The organism is Faecalibacterium sp. Marseille-Q3530 (assembly GCF_017377625.1).
Lineage (GTDB): Bacteria > Bacillota > Clostridia > Oscillospirales > Ruminococcaceae > Faecalibacterium > Faecalibacterium prausnitzii_E.
Window position 1 is genome coordinate 73,172 of the sequence record NZ_JAFREH010000011.1, and the last position, 15,507, is coordinate 88,678.

The 15,507-nt window shown below is 58.5% G+C and carries 17 protein-coding genes; 13 read left to right on the top strand and 4 right to left on the bottom strand.

Annotated elements, in window-relative coordinates:
* The first annotated feature begins 209 nt into the window (after positions 1-209).
* The 9 genes from J3350_RS10075 to uvrC all read left to right on the top strand — a co-directional run bounded on the left by J3350_RS10075 (position 210) and on the right by uvrC (position 7,293).
* Positions 210-593, top strand: coding sequence for a sigma factor-like helix-turn-helix DNA-binding protein (locus J3350_RS10075; RefSeq protein WP_097791919.1), 384 nt, complete (start codon positions 210-212; stop codon positions 591-593).
* 31 nt (positions 594-624) lie between these two features.
* Positions 625-1,980, top strand: coding sequence for a signal recognition particle protein (ffh, locus tag J3350_RS10080; protein WP_097791918.1), 1,356 nt, complete (start codon positions 625-627; stop codon positions 1,978-1,980).
* Positions 1,981-2,068: 88 nt separating this feature from the next.
* Positions 2,069-2,311 carry a 30S ribosomal protein S16 gene (gene rpsP / locus J3350_RS10085; protein ID WP_097791917.1) on the top strand — a complete coding sequence of 81 codons (243 nt, stop codon included), beginning with the start codon at positions 2,069-2,071 and terminating at the stop codon, positions 2,309-2,311.
* 16 nt (positions 2,312-2,327) lie between these two features.
* Positions 2,328-2,561, top strand: a complete 234-nt coding sequence (locus J3350_RS10090; RefSeq protein WP_005920371.1) for a KH domain-containing protein — start codon at positions 2,328-2,330, stop codon at positions 2,559-2,561.
* A gap of 249 nt (positions 2,562-2,810) precedes the next feature.
* Positions 2,811-3,347: a ribosome maturation factor RimM gene (gene rimM, locus J3350_RS10095; protein ID WP_097791916.1), complete on the top strand. Its 537-nt coding sequence runs from the start codon at positions 2,811-2,813 to the stop codon at positions 3,345-3,347.
* Positions 3,348-3,350: 3 nt separating this feature from the next.
* Positions 3,351-4,583 carry a tRNA (guanosine(37)-N1)-methyltransferase TrmD gene (trmD, locus tag J3350_RS10100; RefSeq protein WP_242700243.1) on the top strand — a complete coding sequence of 411 codons (1,233 nt, stop codon included), beginning with the start codon at positions 3,351-3,353 and terminating at the stop codon, positions 4,581-4,583.
* A gap of 258 nt (positions 4,584-4,841) precedes the next feature.
* Positions 4,842-5,105, top strand: coding sequence for an HPr family phosphocarrier protein (locus J3350_RS10105; protein ID WP_005920365.1), 264 nt, complete (start codon positions 4,842-4,844; stop codon positions 5,103-5,105).
* An 80-nt stretch (positions 5,106-5,185) separates the two neighbouring features.
* On the top strand, positions 5,186-5,443 hold the full coding sequence (locus J3350_RS10110; protein ID WP_097791914.1) for a hypothetical protein: 258 nt from the start codon (positions 5,186-5,188) through the stop codon (positions 5,441-5,443).
* Complete coding sequence (gene uvrC, locus J3350_RS10115) at positions 5,440-7,293, top strand: excinuclease ABC subunit UvrC (protein ID WP_207686519.1); 1,854 nt, start codon at positions 5,440-5,442, stop codon at positions 7,291-7,293. Before J3350_RS10110 ends, uvrC begins: the two co-directional genes overlap by 4 nt.
* Before the next feature lie 273 nt (positions 7,294-7,566).
* Here the strand turns inward: uvrC and J3350_RS10120 are convergent, their stop codons facing one another.
* Genes J3350_RS10120 through J3350_RS10130 form a run of 3 tightly spaced genes read right to left on the bottom strand, consistent with a single transcriptional unit; the run spans position 7,567 to position 9,974 of the window.
* A complete protein-coding gene (locus J3350_RS10120; RefSeq protein WP_207686520.1) occupies positions 7,567-8,415 on the bottom strand; it encodes a transporter substrate-binding domain-containing protein in 849 nt (282 codons plus the stop codon).
* A gap of 43 nt (positions 8,416-8,458) precedes the next feature.
* Positions 8,459-9,274 carry an amino acid ABC transporter ATP-binding protein gene (locus tag J3350_RS10125; RefSeq protein WP_207686521.1) on the bottom strand — a complete coding sequence of 272 codons (816 nt, stop codon included), beginning with the start codon at positions 9,272-9,274 and terminating at the stop codon, positions 8,459-8,461.
* 16 nt (positions 9,275-9,290) lie between these two features.
* On the bottom strand, positions 9,291-9,974 hold the full coding sequence (locus tag J3350_RS10130) for an amino acid ABC transporter permease (RefSeq protein ID WP_207686522.1): 684 nt from the start codon (positions 9,972-9,974) through the stop codon (positions 9,291-9,293).
* A 314-nt stretch (positions 9,975-10,288) separates the two neighbouring features.
* Between J3350_RS10130 and J3350_RS10135 the strand changes: the two genes are divergently transcribed.
* Complete coding sequence (locus tag J3350_RS10135) at positions 10,289-11,320, top strand: NAD(P)H-dependent glycerol-3-phosphate dehydrogenase (RefSeq protein ID WP_367949998.1); 1,032 nt, start codon at positions 10,289-10,291, stop codon at positions 11,318-11,320.
* Between the two features lie 175 nt (positions 11,321-11,495).
* On the opposite strand, the gene J3350_RS10140 is transcribed toward J3350_RS10135, so the two are convergent.
* Positions 11,496-12,734, bottom strand: a complete 1,239-nt coding sequence (locus tag J3350_RS10140) for a leucine-rich repeat domain-containing protein (RefSeq protein ID WP_207686523.1) — start codon at positions 12,732-12,734, stop codon at positions 11,496-11,498.
* Between the two features lie 144 nt (positions 12,735-12,878).
* Between J3350_RS10140 and J3350_RS10145 the strand changes: the two genes are divergently transcribed.
* The 3 genes from J3350_RS10145 (at position 12,879) to J3350_RS10155 (ending at position 15,308) form a co-directional block, all read left to right on the top strand.
* Entirely contained in the window at positions 12,879-13,097 is a 219-nt protein-coding gene (locus J3350_RS10145) for a helix-turn-helix domain-containing protein (protein WP_207686524.1), read from the top strand.
* Between the two features lie 148 nt (positions 13,098-13,245).
* Positions 13,246-14,043 (top strand): zinc dependent phospholipase C family protein, encoded by a 798-nt coding sequence (locus J3350_RS10150; protein WP_207686525.1) that lies wholly within the window; start codon positions 13,246-13,248, stop codon positions 14,041-14,043.
* An 8-nt stretch (positions 14,044-14,051) separates the two neighbouring features.
* A complete protein-coding gene (locus J3350_RS10155; RefSeq protein WP_207686526.1) occupies positions 14,052-15,308 on the top strand; it encodes an MFS transporter in 1,257 nt (418 codons plus the stop codon).
* Positions 15,309-15,507: the final 199 nt, after the last annotated feature.

Genomic DNA, 15,507 nt, shown 5'->3' on the forward strand with positions numbered 1-15,507 from the left:
ATTCCTCCTTCGGTGGGATACATTATAATAATCCTAACGCAAAGCGGGCGGGGCGTCAAGCCGCACTTTGGCAAAAATGGAGAAAATCCGCGAAAAAATCTGGCAGAGTGATGAAGAAAAGCCTTGACAAGGGGCGAACAGTCTGCTATACTCCGTATGTAAAGCAAAAAAACTTTACAAACAATGGAAGGTCAGGGCAGAAACGCACAATGGCAAAAGATTTTGAGATGGGCTATCTGCTCGATTTTTACGGCGAAGTCCTCACGCCCAAGCAGCGCGAGATGCTGAACCAGTATTACAACGACGACCTTTCGCTGAGCGAGATCGGGGAAAATTTCGGCATCACCCGCCAGGGCGCACGGGACGCCATCAAGCATGGCGAGACCACCCTGAAGGAGCTGGAAGCCAAAGTCGGCTTCGCGGCCCGCTACCGCCGGGTGCAGGAAAAGCTGGAAGAGCTGGAACAGCTCGTTGTGGATGCACGGTTCGAGTGCACCGGCCCCTACGCGAAACTCACCACCACCGAGTATGCAGCCACTTTGACCAAGATGCTGGGGATCATCCGGTCCATGGACGAGGTCAACGAGAGCTGATGCTCAGATCATTCTGAGAGGAGCACCGTACATGGCATTTGAATCTTTGACCGACCGCCTTGCCGGTGTGTTCAAAAAACTGCGCGGCCACGGCAAATTGACCGAGGCCGACATCAAGGCCGCGATGCGCGAAGTCCGGATGGCCCTGCTGGAAGCCGACGTCAACTACAAGGTGGCGAAGGAGTTCTGCGCCAAGGTCTCGGAACGCGCGATGGGGCAGGAGGTCATGGAGAGCCTGACCCCCGCCCAGCAGGTGGTCAAGATCGTCAACGAGGAGCTGATCGCCCTGATGGGCGGCGAGGAAGCCCCGAAGCTGATCGTCAAGAACAAGGGCCAGACCATCATTATGCTCTGCGGCCTGCAGGGCAATGGTAAAACGACCCACGCCGCCAAGCTGGCCAAATACTTCATCAAGCAGGGCCGCCGCCCCATGCTGGTGGCCTGCGATATCTACCGCCCGGCCGCCATCGACCAGCTGAAGGTCGTGGGAAAACAGGCCGGGGCACCGGTCTTTACGCTGGATGGCGAAAAGCCGCCGGTCATCGCCAAAAAGGCGCTGGCCCACGCGAAGGACTACGGCAACGACATCCTCATCCTGGATACCGCCGGCCGCCTGCAGATCGACGAGGTCCTGATGCAGGAGCTGGTGGACATCAAGGAAGCCGTGCCTGTGGATGAGACCCTGCTGGTCGTGGACGCCATGGCCGGTCAGGACGCCGTGAACGTCGCCAGGACCTTCAACGAGACGGTCGGCATCGACGGCATCATCCTGACCAAGACCGACGGCGACACCCGCGGCGGCGCAGCTCTTTCGGTGCTGTCCGTCACCGGCAAACCCATCAAGTTCCAGGGCACCGGCGAAAAGCTGGATGACCTCGAAGTCTTCCATCCCTCCCGCATGGCCAGCCGCATCCTCGGCATGGGCGATGTGCTCAGCCTCATCGAGCGTGCACAGGATGCCGCCGACGAAAAGGCCGCCGAAGAGACGGCCAAGCGGATGATGGAGAACAAGTTCGACATGAACGATATGCTTGCCCAGTTTGCGCAGATCCGCAAGATGGGCGGCGCGGGGGCCATGCTCAGCATGATGCCCGGCATGTCGGGCATCGACGCCAGCCAGGTCGACGAGAAGGCCTTTGACCGCATCGAGGCGATGATTTACTCGATGACCAAGGAAGAGCGCGAGAAGCCCTCCATCATCAACCCCAAGCGCAAGCGCCGCATTGCAGCGGGCAGCGGCACCAAGGTCGAGGACGTCAACAAGCTGCTCAAGCAGTTTGAGATGATGCAGAAGATGATGAAGCAGTTCAAGAAGAGCCCCAAGGGCTTTGCCCGCCGCCTGGGCGGCATGATGGGCAACCCGAACGCCTTCCGCGGCCTGAAATAATGTTGGTATACACCCCGCTGGGGTTGTACAGATAGATTTTTAGAACACCCCGCACTGGGGCACAAACAATTTTTGGAGGATATTTACCATGGCAGTTAAGATTCGTCTGCGCCGCGTCGGCGCCAAGAAGGCTCCCTTCTATCGTGTTGTTGTTGCTGACAGCCGCTTCCCCCGCGACGGCCGTTTCATCGAGGAGATTGGCACTTACGATCCCAACCAGGAGCCCTCTATCGTGAAGATCGACGCCGAGAAGGCAAAGGCATGGATCGCAAACGGCGCACAGCCCACCGATACCGTTCGCGTGCTGCTGAAGAAGTCCAACATTCTGTAAGTAGGAGGGCTGACTCATGCAGGAGCTGTTGCTGGCAGTTGCCCGCGGTCTCGTGGAGGACAAGGACGCCGTCAAGGTCACGGTGGACGAGCCCCGCGAGGACGGCACCATCGTCTACCACCTGAGCGTGGCAGAGGGAGATATGGGCCGTGTCATCGGCAAGCAGGGCCGGATCGCAAAAGCCATTCGTGTGGTGATGCGCGCGGCTGCTGTGCGGGTCGATGAAAAGGTCCTTGTTGAGATCGACTGAGCACCCTACGGGCCCTTTGCTGCAAGGCAAAGGGCCTTTTTGTTTGAACCCTCTCAGGCCGCTTCGCGTCCAGCTCCCCCGCAGGGGGAGCTTTTGGCGCATTGTTTGCGTCGCGTAGACTGCCAAGACCTCGCCCTTAGAAAGACTCCCCCGGCCGGGGGAGGTGGCACGACAGTGCCAGAAGGGGACAAGGTGGCATCGCGCAGCGATGACGGAGAGGGGCAGGATGCAGAATGATAGGAGATAACGATGCAGCAATATCTGGAAGCAGGCAAGGTCGTGACCACCCACGGTGTGCGCGGTGAAATGAAACTGGAGCTTTGGTGCGACGGCGTGGCGTTCCTGAAAAAGGTCGGCAGGCTGTATGCTTCGGCCCAGGGCGGCAGGTGCTACAAGATCGTGTCCATCCGCCCGCAGGGGCAGATGGCGCTGCTCCAGCTGGAGGGCGTTAGCGACATGGATGCCGCCCGTGCGCTGCGGGGGCAGGTGTTCTATTTTGACCGCAGCGATGCCACTCTGCCCGCCGGGCGGTGGTATGTGGCCGACCTCATCGGCTGCGAGGTGCGGGATGCCGACACCGGCAAGGTGTATGGTGTTGTGACCAGCGTGGACCACCCCGGCGCGCAGGACATCTACACCGTCAAGGCCCCCAACGGCAAAGAATATCTGTTCCCCGGTGTGGACGCCTTTTTGAAAGAGCGGAACCCGCCGGAGGGGTACATCCTCGTCACGCCCATCCCCGGATTGCTGGACGACGACTGCGACAGCGAGCGGGAGGAGGAGTGAGCCATGGGAATGCGTGTGGACATCGTGACCCTCTTCCCGGAGATGTGCCAGCAGGTGCTGGATGCCAGCATTTTGGGCCGTGCGGCAAAGCGGGGCTATATTGAGACCCACTGCCACCAGATCCGGGACTATACCCTGAACAAACAGAAGCAGACCGACGACTACCCCTACGGCGGCGGCTGCGGCATGGTGCTGTATGCCCAGCCCATTGCGGACTGTCTGCGGGCCGTTCAGCAAGAAGTGGAGGCACAGGGACGCCCCAAGCCGCATATTGTATTCTTGACGGCAGGCGGTCAGCGCTACACCGAAGAACATGCCCGGCGGCTGGCGGAATACGACAATCTGACTCTGGTCTGCGGCCACTACGAGGGCATCGACGAGCGGGTCATCGACGCCTTTGCCGATGAAGAAATTTCCATCGGCGACTATATCCTGACCGGCGGCGAGCTGGCAAGCCTTGTGGTGGCGGACAGTGTGCTGCGGCTCAAGCCCGGTGTGCTGGCCGAACAGAAGGGCTACGAAGAGGAAAGCTACTGGGACGGTCTGCTGGAATATCCGCAGTACACCCGACCGGAAGTCTGGGAGGGCCGTGCGGTGCCTCCGGTGCTGCTGGGCGGCGACCACCAGAAGATCGACGCATGGCGGGGGGAGCAGAGCCGCACCCGCACCCGGCTGCGCCGCCCGGAGCTTTATGAGGCGTGGTGCAGGACCCACCCCATCACCGAGCTGCCCAAGTGGAAACGGGGCGAGAATGTCCGGCTAGTGAAGACCGAAGAGCAGTTCCGGGCCGCTGCACAGCTCTTTGCCGAGGGACGGAAAACCGTCTGTGCTGACGGCTGGACGGCGGAATACCTGGAAACGCTGACGCCGGAAGTGTTCCTGGAGCAGTTGAAACAGGAGAAACAGGACGGCTGGGTCTGCTACCTGCACTATACGAAGGATGTGGCGGACGGCATGGTCAGTGTGAACCACAAGACCGGCCAGGTCGAGCACCTGTTCGTGAGCGCTGCGGCACGCGGAAAGGGCATCGGCCAGAAGATGCTGGACTTTGCCCGCAAAAAGCTGCCGGAGCACGAGCATCCGACCCTGACCGTACTGGATACCAATACCCGTGCACTGGCCCTTTACCGCCGGATGGGCTGGGCCATCGAGGGCATCGAGCTGGTGTTCGATCCGGAAAAATTTGAGGATGTGGCAGTGGAGAGCCGCCTGCTCAAGATGCGGTACGAGGGATGAAAAAGCTGCCGAAGCCTGCAAATGTCCGCCGACAGTCGAAAAAATGTTGAAAACTTTTGTATTACCCCGCCAATGACAGGGGAATAATTTTGGTATCTTTGTATAAATGGCGAAAAAAGCCCCCATTATCATTGGGAAAACCGCCAAAAATGTGTCGAGGGGCTGTACAACGGTTTCGCCTTGCGCTAAAATAGGTACAACGCAACAGGCACAAAACATGATTGCATCCCGAAAACGATAAGATAGGAGCGTTTTACTATGTACGTCAAAGAAGTTACCGTTGAAAATCAGGTTGGTCTGCATGCTCGTCCGGCTACCTTCTTTATCCAGAAGGCTAACGAGTTCAAGTCTTCCATCTGGGTCGAGAAAGAGGAGCGCCGCGTGAACGCGAAGAGCCTGCTGGGCGTTCTGTCTCTGGGCATCGTGGGCGGTACCACCATCCGCATTATCGCGGACGGTGCGGATGAGCAGGCTGCAGTCGATGGCCTGATCAAGCTGGTCGAGTCTGGCTTTGCAGAGTAATTCGAGCCTTTGATCTTTTGAAGCGGTGGGAGTATTTCCTGCCGCTTTTTTGGTAGGATGAGAAGAAGGAGGCATGTGCCGTGAAAGGTTCGACAACGAAGCTGCTGAAGAAAGTGAACGACATCTGCGAGGAGGGCACCATCTGGAAGGTGTTCTTCGGCCTGTTTGCAGCGCTGCTGGCGGCAGACCTGCTGCTGCCCGCCCTCACCGAGGAAAAGCCGAAGCTGTGGTGCTGCATCCTGGCCGGTGCGGGCATGGGCAGCGCCTGTTATAACATCCGGAAAGCCAGACGCATCCGGGAAGAAAAACAGAACCACGAGCACGACGAAGAAGAATGACGAAAGCAGAACTCTACCAGAAAGCCTGTATGCTGCCGCTGCTGCCCGGTGTGTATATCATCCGGGATAAGACCGACACCATCATCTATATCGGCAAGGCCAAGCGGCTGCGCATCCGGGTGAGCCAGTATTTCCGGGAGGGGGTCCCCCACGACAACAAGGTCAGCCAGATGATCGCCCACGCCTATGCGTTCGACGTCATCGTCTGCCAGAGCGAGTTCGAGGCGCTGGTGCTGGAAGCCAGCCAGATCAAGGCCCACACCCCAAAATATAACATCCTGCTGAAGGACGACAAGGGCTACAGCTATATCAAGGTGACGAAAGAGCCGTGGCCGCGTCTGTCTTTCACGCTGCAAAAGGAGGACGACGGCGCAGAGTATCTCGGCCCGTATACCTCCAGCTTTGCGGCCCGGCAGATGGCGGAAACGGCGATGGATGCCTTTCTGCTGCCCCGGTGCAATAAGCGCTTCCCGCAGGACTGCGGCAAAGGGCGCCCCTGCCTGAACGCCCACATCGGCAAGTGCATGGCGGTGTGCAGCGGCAGGATCAGCTGCGAAAACTACAATCAGGCCGTGAAGAGTGCGGTGCATCTCATCCGCTATGGCAAAAAGGACATCCTGAAAACGCTGAACGAGCGGATGCAGGAAGCGTCTGACCGGCTGGAATTTGAGACGGCGGCTCTGCTGCGGGATCAGATCAACGCCATCACCAAGGTGACGGCGGGCCAGAAGGTGGTCGTGGACCCGGATGTGGAGATGGACGTGGTGGCGCTGGCCGGGACCCCCAGCAGCGTCTGCGCGGCGGTCCTGCGCTTCCGCGAGGGGCGGCTGACGGACAAGCGGGAGTTTCTCTTCCACGATACCGCCGACATTGCGGCGGTGCGGGAGGAGTTCCTGCCCCGCTATTATCTGGACGATGAGCAGATCCCCAAGGTCATCGCGGTGGACGAGCTGCCGCCGGACAGCGATGCACTGCAGCAGGCCCTGAACGAAAAGCGGGGGAGCGAGGTGCAGCTCTATGTCCCTCAGCGGGGCGACAAGGCCCACCTCATCGAGATGGCCCACACCAACGCCGTGGAGCGCTTGGCGCGGGAGAGCGGCCGCTACGCCCGCGAGGAAAAGCTGCTGGACGAGCTGGCGCAGGTGCTGGGGCTTTCGAAGCCCCCCCGCACCATCGAAAGCTACGATATCTCCAACTGGGGCGACGGTTCCAGCGTCTGCGGCATGGTGGTCTTCCGGGACGGCAAGCCCTACAAGACGGGCTACCGGAAGTTCAAGATGCAGACGGTGCTGGGCACCGACGACTACGCTTCGCTGGCCGAAACGGTCTCGCGCCGGGCGGCGGCCTACGAACGGGTTCATGAGCTGGCCGCCCATGGGCAGGCCAGCGAGGATTACTTCGGCGAGAAGCCGGACCTGCTGCTGATGGACGGCGGCAAGGGCCAAGTCAGCGCGGCCAAGGCGGCGCTGGCGGGCACCAAGCTGGCGGATGTGCCGCTGTTCGGCATGGTCAAGGACGACCACCACCGCACCCGCGCCATCGTGGACAGCGACGGGCGGGAGATCGCCATCAACATGAACCGGGGGACATTCACCTTCATCACGGCCATCCAGGACGAGACCCACCGCTTTGCCAATGCCTACCGCAAGCAGCAGATGAAGAAAAAGAGCTATTCTTCCACCTTGACCGAGGTGCCCGGCGTCGGGCCGAAGACGGCCAGAGCGCTGATGGCGCAGTTCAAGAGCGTGGGGGCAGTCCGGGAAGCAACACCGGAACAGCTGGAGAACACGCCCGGCGTGGGCCCTCAGTTGGCGCAGACGATCTATGACTATTTCCGCACGACGGGTTAATGTACTCTTTTGTGCGCCAAAAGAGTACCAGAAAAGCCGCTTTGAGAAGCTCGGCGGTGGCGAAGCCATGAAAGCCCCTGCGGGGCTTTTAAGCCGACGTCCGGTTTGCGAAGCAAATGCCGCGTGTTCAGCGCGGCAAGGACGGGAGGCACGAATCAAGGGCTGCTCGCCCTTGATAATCCCAAAGAAGAAGGCCCTGCCAAAAAATCGGGCGGTGCGCCAGTCGGCGCAAACGCTTTTCCGATTTTTCGACAGGGCCGATTTTAATTTGCCTTAGTTTTCCGAGGAGATGTCCTGACCGAAGTATTTTTCGCTCAGCTCCTTGAGGGTGCCGTCGGCGCGGAGTTCGTCGATGGCGTTGTTGATGGCTTCCAGCAGGGTGGCGCTGGCATCGTCCTTGCGCAGGGGGATGGCCACGTGAGAGGCCTCCTCGGTCTGAGCGACGATCTTGAAGTCGGCGTCCGGATGGACGTTCAGATAGTCGTAGAAGGAGACGTCGGCGTTCAGGGTCGCGTCGATGCGGCCGGCGGTCAGCAGCTGGATGGTCTCTTCCAGCGTGTCAATGCCCTGCACAGTAGCGCCGTAGCTCTCGGCCAGCTCCATATAGGTGGAGGCCAGGCTGTTGGCGGTGGTCTTGCCCTTCAGGTCTTCGAAGGTCTGGATGGTATCATTGTCCTTCTTGACGGCAAGGGCGGTGTGGATGTAGCCGTAGGGGGTGGTGAAGTCGTAGGTCAGAGCGCGCTCGTCGGTGACTTCGACGCCGTTGCAGACCATGTCATAGCGGCCTGCATCCAGACCGGCGAACAGGCTGTCCCAGTCGCTCTCGACATATTCCGGCTCCACGCCCAGCTTCTCGGCGATGGCGCGGGAGACCTCGACATCGTAGCCGACGAGGGTGTCGCTCTCGTCGTGGTAGCTCCAGGGCTGCCAGGCACCTTCCAGTGCCACGATGAGCTTGCCGTTGGCCTGGATGGCGGCAAGCTGGTCAGCGGCCTCAGCGGATTCGCTCTTGGAACTCGAATTGCTGTTCGAACTGGACGCGTTGGAAGAGCAACCGGACAGGGTGAACACACCGGCAGCAGCCAGAACGCTCATCAGGGAGATAAAGGTTCTTCTTTTCATGGTATCATATCCTTTCGAAAATGGGAGAATCAAATAGAATAAATTATGTGTGCTGCGAGATCTTCTGCAAAAATTCGCGGGTGCGCTCTTCTTTTGGATTTGCGAAGAACTCCTGCGAGGGGGCCTGCTCCACGACGACGCTGTTCTCCATGAAGACGGTCTTGGAAGAAACATTCCGCGCAAAGCCCATCTCGTGGGTGACGACCAGCATGGTCATCCCCTCCTCGGCCAGCTGGCGCATGACCGAGAGCACTTCGCCCGTCAGTTCCGGGTCCAGGGCCGAGGTGGGTTCATCGAAATAGATGATCTCCGGGTCGGTGGCAAGGGCGCGGGCGATGGCCACCCGCTGCTGCTGGCCGCCGGAAAGCTGGCGGGGATAGGCGTCTGCCCGGTCGGCCAGACCGACCTTTGCCAGCATCTTCCGGCCGATGGCATCCGCTTCTGCCTTGGGCATTTTACGGGCCACGACCAGCCCTTCGGTGACATTTTGCAGGGCGGTCTTGTTCCGGAACAGGTTGTAGTTCTGGAAGACGAAGGCCGTCTTTTTGCGCAGGCGGGCGATGTCGGCGCCGGAGATCCTGCTGAGGTCGAAGGTCTCGCCGTCAAAGGTCAGGCTGCCGCTGTCGGTGGGCTCCAGAAAGTTCAGGCAGCGCAGAAGGGTCGTCTTGCCGGAACCGCTGGGGCCGAGGATGGCGACGACGTCGCCTTTTTCCACGGTCAGGTCCACGCCCCGGAGCACGTCCAGTGTGCGAATCACCCGGCGGGCATGGCCGCGCGGGAACGGCCCGATGTGAAAATGCGGTTTCTCGTCGTAGGTGCGAAAGGATTTGTGAATGTTCTGGATCTCTAACATGGCCATGATGCGTCCCCCTTTCTCACTGGAAGCCGTGGGCGTTCAGCTGACGCTCCAACAGGCTCTGCAGCTTGGTGACGACCGTGCAGAACAGCAGATAGACCACGGCGACCTCGCAGTAGATGGGCAGGAAAATGTAGGTGCGGGCGGCAACGCGCTGGCCGGCCATGAACAGTTCGGCGACCGTGATGTTCGATGCCAGCGAGGTGTCCTTGATCATGCCGATGAGCGAGTTGGACAGGGCAGGCACCGCCGTGCGCAGCGCCTGCGGCAGCACGATGCGGCGCATGATCTGCCACCAGGTCATGCCCACGCAGTAACCGGCTTCCAGCTGGCCCTGGGGCACGCTTTCCAGCGCGCCGCGCATGGTCTCGGCGCAGTAGGCCCCCTCGTTGATGGCAAAGGCGATGACGGCTGCCGGGAACGCGTCCAGCATGATGCCGATGCTGGGCAGACCGTAGAAGATGATGAACAGCTGCACCAGCAGCGGTGTGCCGCGGATGACCCAGATGTAGAACCGGGCCAGTTGGCGCAGCACCGGCACATTGGCGTACTGCACCAGCGCCACCACCACGGCCAGCACCATGGCAAGGCTGAAGGAGATGAAGGTCAGCGGGATGGTCATGGTGAGGCCCGCCGACAGGATACGGGGCAGCGCTTCCCACAAAACGCTGGCCGTGCGGTTGGAAAGAATGGCTTCAAGCATTTGAAAAAACTTCCTTATCTGAAAAAAGAACCTGCAGAGGTTTGATGAGAGACCTGAAACGAAGCGTTCGGGCAGGGAATATCCTATAATTCCTACCAGAATACTATAACATGTTTTTCCAATCGGCGCAATTCGTTTGGGCAAATCCCCTGTTATTCCTAAAATCGCGGGGAAACACGCGCTAACTTTGTGCAGTCTGGCAAGGAGTTGACGTTGCAGGCGGTTTCGTGTACAATGAGACCAGACGAGCCGCCCACTGCGGCGCACAACAGGCCCGCGACGAAAGCCGCGCGGCAGATTCGGAGGATTTGAACGTGACGAAACAGAAAATCGGTATCCTGGGTGCGGGCACCTGGGGCATGGCTCTGGCACGGATGCTGTGCGTGAGCGGGAACGATGTGCTGGTCTGGTCTGCCATCGAAAAGGAGATCGACGCCCTGTCGAGCACCCGTGTGCATCCCAATCTGCCCGGAATGAAGATCCCGGAGGAGCTGCGCTTTACCAAGAGCGTGGAGGAAGTGTGCCGGGACAAAGACATCCTGCTGTTTGCAGTGCCGTCGGTCTTCGTGCGCTCCACGGCTGCCAAGGCCCGGCCCTATGTGGCCGAGGGGCAGATCATCGTGGATGTGGCCAAGGGCATCGAGCCGGACACCCTGTACACCATGACGGAGGTTCTGGCCGATGAGCTGGGCCGGGAGGGCGGCCCGAAGAAGGTGCACCTGGTGGCGCTGTCCGGCCCCACCCACGCCGAAGAAGTGGCCATCGACCTGCCCACCACCATCGTTTCGGCCAGCCCGGACGTGGAGGCGGCACAGTTCGTGCAGGAGGTGTTCTCCAACAGCGTCATGCGCGTCTACACCAACGAGGACATCAAGGGCGTGGAGCTCAGCGGTGCCATGAAGAACGTCATCGCGCTGGGCGTGGGCATCTCCACCGGCCTGGGCTACGGGGACAATGCCCGCGCCGCCCTCATCACCCGCGGCATCGCGGAGATCGCCCGGCTGGGCGTGGCCATGGGCTGCAACGTCCACACGTTCGCGGGTCTGGCGGGCATCGGCGACCTCATCGTCACCGCGACCAGTATGCACAGCCGCAACAACCGCGCCGGCATCCTCATCGGCAAGGGCGAGACGCCGGAACAGGCCGTCAAGGAAGTCGGCATGGTGGTCGAGGGTATGAACGCCCTGCCCGCCGCGCTGGAACTGGCGGAGCGGTATCAGGTGGAAATGCCCATCGTGCAGACTGTGAACGCCATCGTCAACGAGGGCATGGGCGCGGCAGAAGCCGTCCGCACCCTGATGGACCGCGACCCCAAGAACGAGCTGCCCAAGGGGTACGAGAAGTAAGAGATACGGCAATTTATAGCAGTTTGCACTTTTAATGCACAAGCAACATCCGCAAACTGCATATCGCAATATGCCGTTTTTGATCGGCACTATTTTTGAAAATTTCGATGTTAAGACAAAAGCGAGAGACACGAAGTGGAAAACTTCATATCTCTCGCTTTTTTATTTTCGAAAATCAACGAAGGGAGTTGGGAGAAGAGTAATAGTGCATAGCGGCGGCTTTTAGCATGGTGTTACCGTAATCGCTGATGTTGATATGGACCCATTGTGTCTCACCGGATTGATAGTAAACGTCTTTCAGCAGTGGGCAGTTTTCGAAGGCATCGTTTTCAATTGTGTTGACGGAGAGAGGAATATAGACTGCTTGCAGAATAGAACATTCTTCAAAAGTACCCCAAGCAATTTTTTTAAGATTATTGGGGAGAATAATTTTTTGAATGCTTGTCCGAGAAAACACTTTCTCATCAATTACGCTGACAGTTTCTGGAATGGTGATAGAACGAAGTGACTTGCAACCGTTGAACGCTTCACCATGAAGCCTTTTCAGCTTTTCAGGAAGAGTAATGGCGGGAAGAGCAGAGCAATCTCGAAAAATTTTATAGGGAAGCTCCAGAATCGTATCATTGAGTGAAACACTCTTCAATTGGGGACAAGCTTCGAACATGCACTGCGAAAGAACAGAACACTTTATGGTAGCCGACACGAGATTTTTGCAATCGTAGAAAGGCGCGGAATCATTGTAAGAATTATAACTGACAACAGTGGAAGGAACAACAACAGTGGTCAGACCAGATTCACTAAATGCGTGCCATCCCAGAGATTCCAAGCCTTCGGGGAGATTGATTGAAGTCAGACTTGTGCATCCTAAAAAGGCTTTATAGCCAATCGATTTGATGGTAGAAGGAAGCTGAACATTGCGAAGGCTGGTAGAGCCATCGAACTCATAGATGCTTTCTACACCTTCGTTCAGAATCAGCTCTTCCAGATACTTACTGCCGCCATAGTGGACTTTCTTATAACATCCGGGAACGATCATCTTTGTGATTTTTCCACCGAGGTTTCCGTCCAGTTCAACGATTTTCCGACCAGACCATTTTTCGGGAAGTGTGATGACACCCATAGGCTGCGCGCCATTGCTGTCATAGCCCGTCAGAACGGCAGTGCCATCGTCATTGTTACGAGTTTCCCAGATGATTTTGCTCTGTTCAACGTCCGGAGTGCTGGAAGCGTCCGAACTGCTGGAGGAACTACCGGATGAACTTGGTGCAGGCGGTTCTGGTGATGCTGATGGGGAAGAGGAACTTGGCGCGTCAGGAACTTCGCTGCATCCGCCAAGGACGCTCGTGACAGATACCGCAAAAGCAGTTGTACCGGCGAGTTTTAGAAAATTACGGCGGTCCATTTTCTTAGACATAAAAATCCTCCCGTTTTTATTTTCGCACATGATTCAATGACTTGCATGAAAAAAAACTTGATAACCAAACGGATATCATAACCAAAGAATAGCATTTCCTCGATGTATTGTCAAGATATCCATTTAGATATCAGGAGGACGCTTATGGCTTACTACCGCAGAATACGTGACATGCGCGAGGACCACGACTTGACACAAAGACAGGTAGCAGTAATACTGCAAATGCCGCAGCCGCAGTACAACCGGTATGAACAGGGACTCAGAGATGTTCCCACAACGGTTCTGATAAAACTTGCTGATTTATATGAAACTTCTACGGACTATCTGCTGGGAAGAACCAATCGGGCCGAAATGATAAAATAAAAGCAGATGGAGAACGTAGAAAAAGGCATTTGCAGAAAAATTCAAAAATATCTCAAATATTTTACCAAAATAACACCCGAAAGGGTAGTAAGACGAAACGGTTTCTGGTATACTGACCTTGTATGAAAGTTTATGAGGGGGAGTTTTTATGCCTTCGACCTATGCACACCGCTGCTTTGGCGCGGATGTTCTGATCCAGCTGCCGGAAGCGCTCCAGAAGAAGATCGAGCCGTACCGTGCGCTGTACGATATAGGCCTTCATGGGCCGGACCTGCTGTTCTACTATAAGGCGCTGCAGTCCAACCCGGTGAACCGGCTGGGCAATGCCATGCACGAGCAGCCGGGCACCGTCTTTTTTGAACGGGCGCGCGGCGTGATCCGGAACGCCAAAAACCGGGATGCCGCGCTGGTGTATGCGCTGGGGTACATCTGCCATTTTGCGCTGGACAGCACCTGCCACCCTTATGTGGAGCAGTACGTCCGCACCAGCGGCGTGAGCCACTGTGAGATCGAGACGGAATTCGACAACCAGCTGCTCCGCCGGGAGGGCCGCGACCCGCTGCACGACCTGACGGCCAGCCACATCCAGCCCAGCCGCATCTGGGCGAATGTGGTGGCACCCTTCTATGAGGGCGTCACGGTGGATGAGGTCTATCAGGCCATGACCGGCATGGTCTTCGTGCACAAGATGCTGCTGGCTTCGAACCCGGTCAAGCGCTGGGTGGTGCTGACGGCCATCCGGGCAGCGGGCAAGTGGGAGTTCATGCACGGGCTGGTGGCGAACCCGCAGCCGAACCCGCAGTGCACCGAGAGCGGAAAGCAGCTGGATGCGCTGTACCAGAGCGCCATCCCGCTGGCGGTGCGGCTCATCAACGAGTATGTGGCCGGGCTGGACACCGATGCGCCGCTGGATGCGGCCTATCAGCACACCTTTGGAGAGAATTGAGAGGGACTATGGAACAAAACAAAAAATTCAGCCCGACCGGGCTGGAACGCGCGTGGATCTTATACGATGTCGGCAACTCAGCCTTTGTGCTGCTGGTGGCGACGCTCATCCCCATCTTTTTCAACGCTCTGGCGGAAGAAGGCGGCCTGAGCTCAGTGGACTATCTGGCATACTGGGGCTATGCGGCCTCGGCTGTGACCATCATCACGGCGGTGCTGAGCCCCATCCTCGGCACACTGGCCGATACGCGGGGCTTCAAAAAGCCCATCTTCATCCTCTGCCTGGTGGTGGGCGTGGCTGGCTGCTGCGCCATGGGCTTGGCCAAGACCTGGCTGCCCTTCCTGCTCATCTTCGTCTTTGCGAAGGTGGGCTTCTCCGGCAGTCTGGTGTTCTATGACTCGATGCTGAGCGATGTCACCACCCCGGACCGGATGGACGTAGTCTCCTCCCGCGGGTATGCGTGGGGCTACATCGGCAGCTGTGTGCCCTTTGTGGTCTGCCTGGCGCTGGTGCTGGGGTCCGGGGCCATCGGCCTGAGCCAGATGACGGCGCTGAACATCGCGCTCTTCATCACAGCGGCGTGGTGGCTGGCAATGACCCTGCCCCTGCTGAAAACCTACCGGCAGCTGCATTATGTGGAGGTGGAGAAACACGCCATCCGGCAGAGCTTTGCCCGCATCGGCCACACGCTCCGCCACCTGCATGAGGACAAGCAGGTATTCTGGTTCCTGCTGGCGTTCTTCTGCTACATCGACGGCGTCTACACCATCATCGACATGGCCACGGCCTACGGCACTGCGCTGGGGCTGGACACCACCGGCCTGCTGCTGGCGCTGCTGGTGACTCAGATCGTGGCGTTCCCGTCGGCGCTCATCTTCGGGCGGCTGTCGGCGAAGTATCCGTCTACCACCCTCATCCCGGTCTGCATCGCGGCCTATGCGGGCATCGCGCTGTTTGCGTTCTTCCTGACCCAGCAGTGGCAGTTCTGGGTGCTGGCCTTCGTCGTGGGCATGTTCCAGGGCGGTGTGCAGGCGCTCAGCCGCTCCCACTTTGCCAAGATCATCCCGCCGGAGAAGTCGGGCGAGTATTTCGGCCTGTTCGACATCTGCGGCAAGGGGGCATCCTTCCTGGGTACCATGATCGTCAGCGTGGGCAGCCAGCTGACCGGCAGCGCCAATGTGGGTGTCGGCTCGCTGATCGTGCTGTTTATTGTGGGCTTTGTGCTGTTCCGGGTGTCTTGCAAAGAAGGCATGATTACGGAGTAAGTTGGTACTCTTTTGCGCGCCAAAAGAGTACCAGAAAAGCCGCTTTGAGAAGCTCGGCGGTGGCGAAGCCATGAAAGCCCCTGCGGGGCTTTTAAGCCGACGTCCGGTTTGCGAAGCAAATGCCGCGTGTTCAGCGCGGCAAGGACGGGAGGCACGAATCAAGGGCTGCTCGCCCTTGATAATCCCAAAGAAGAAGGCT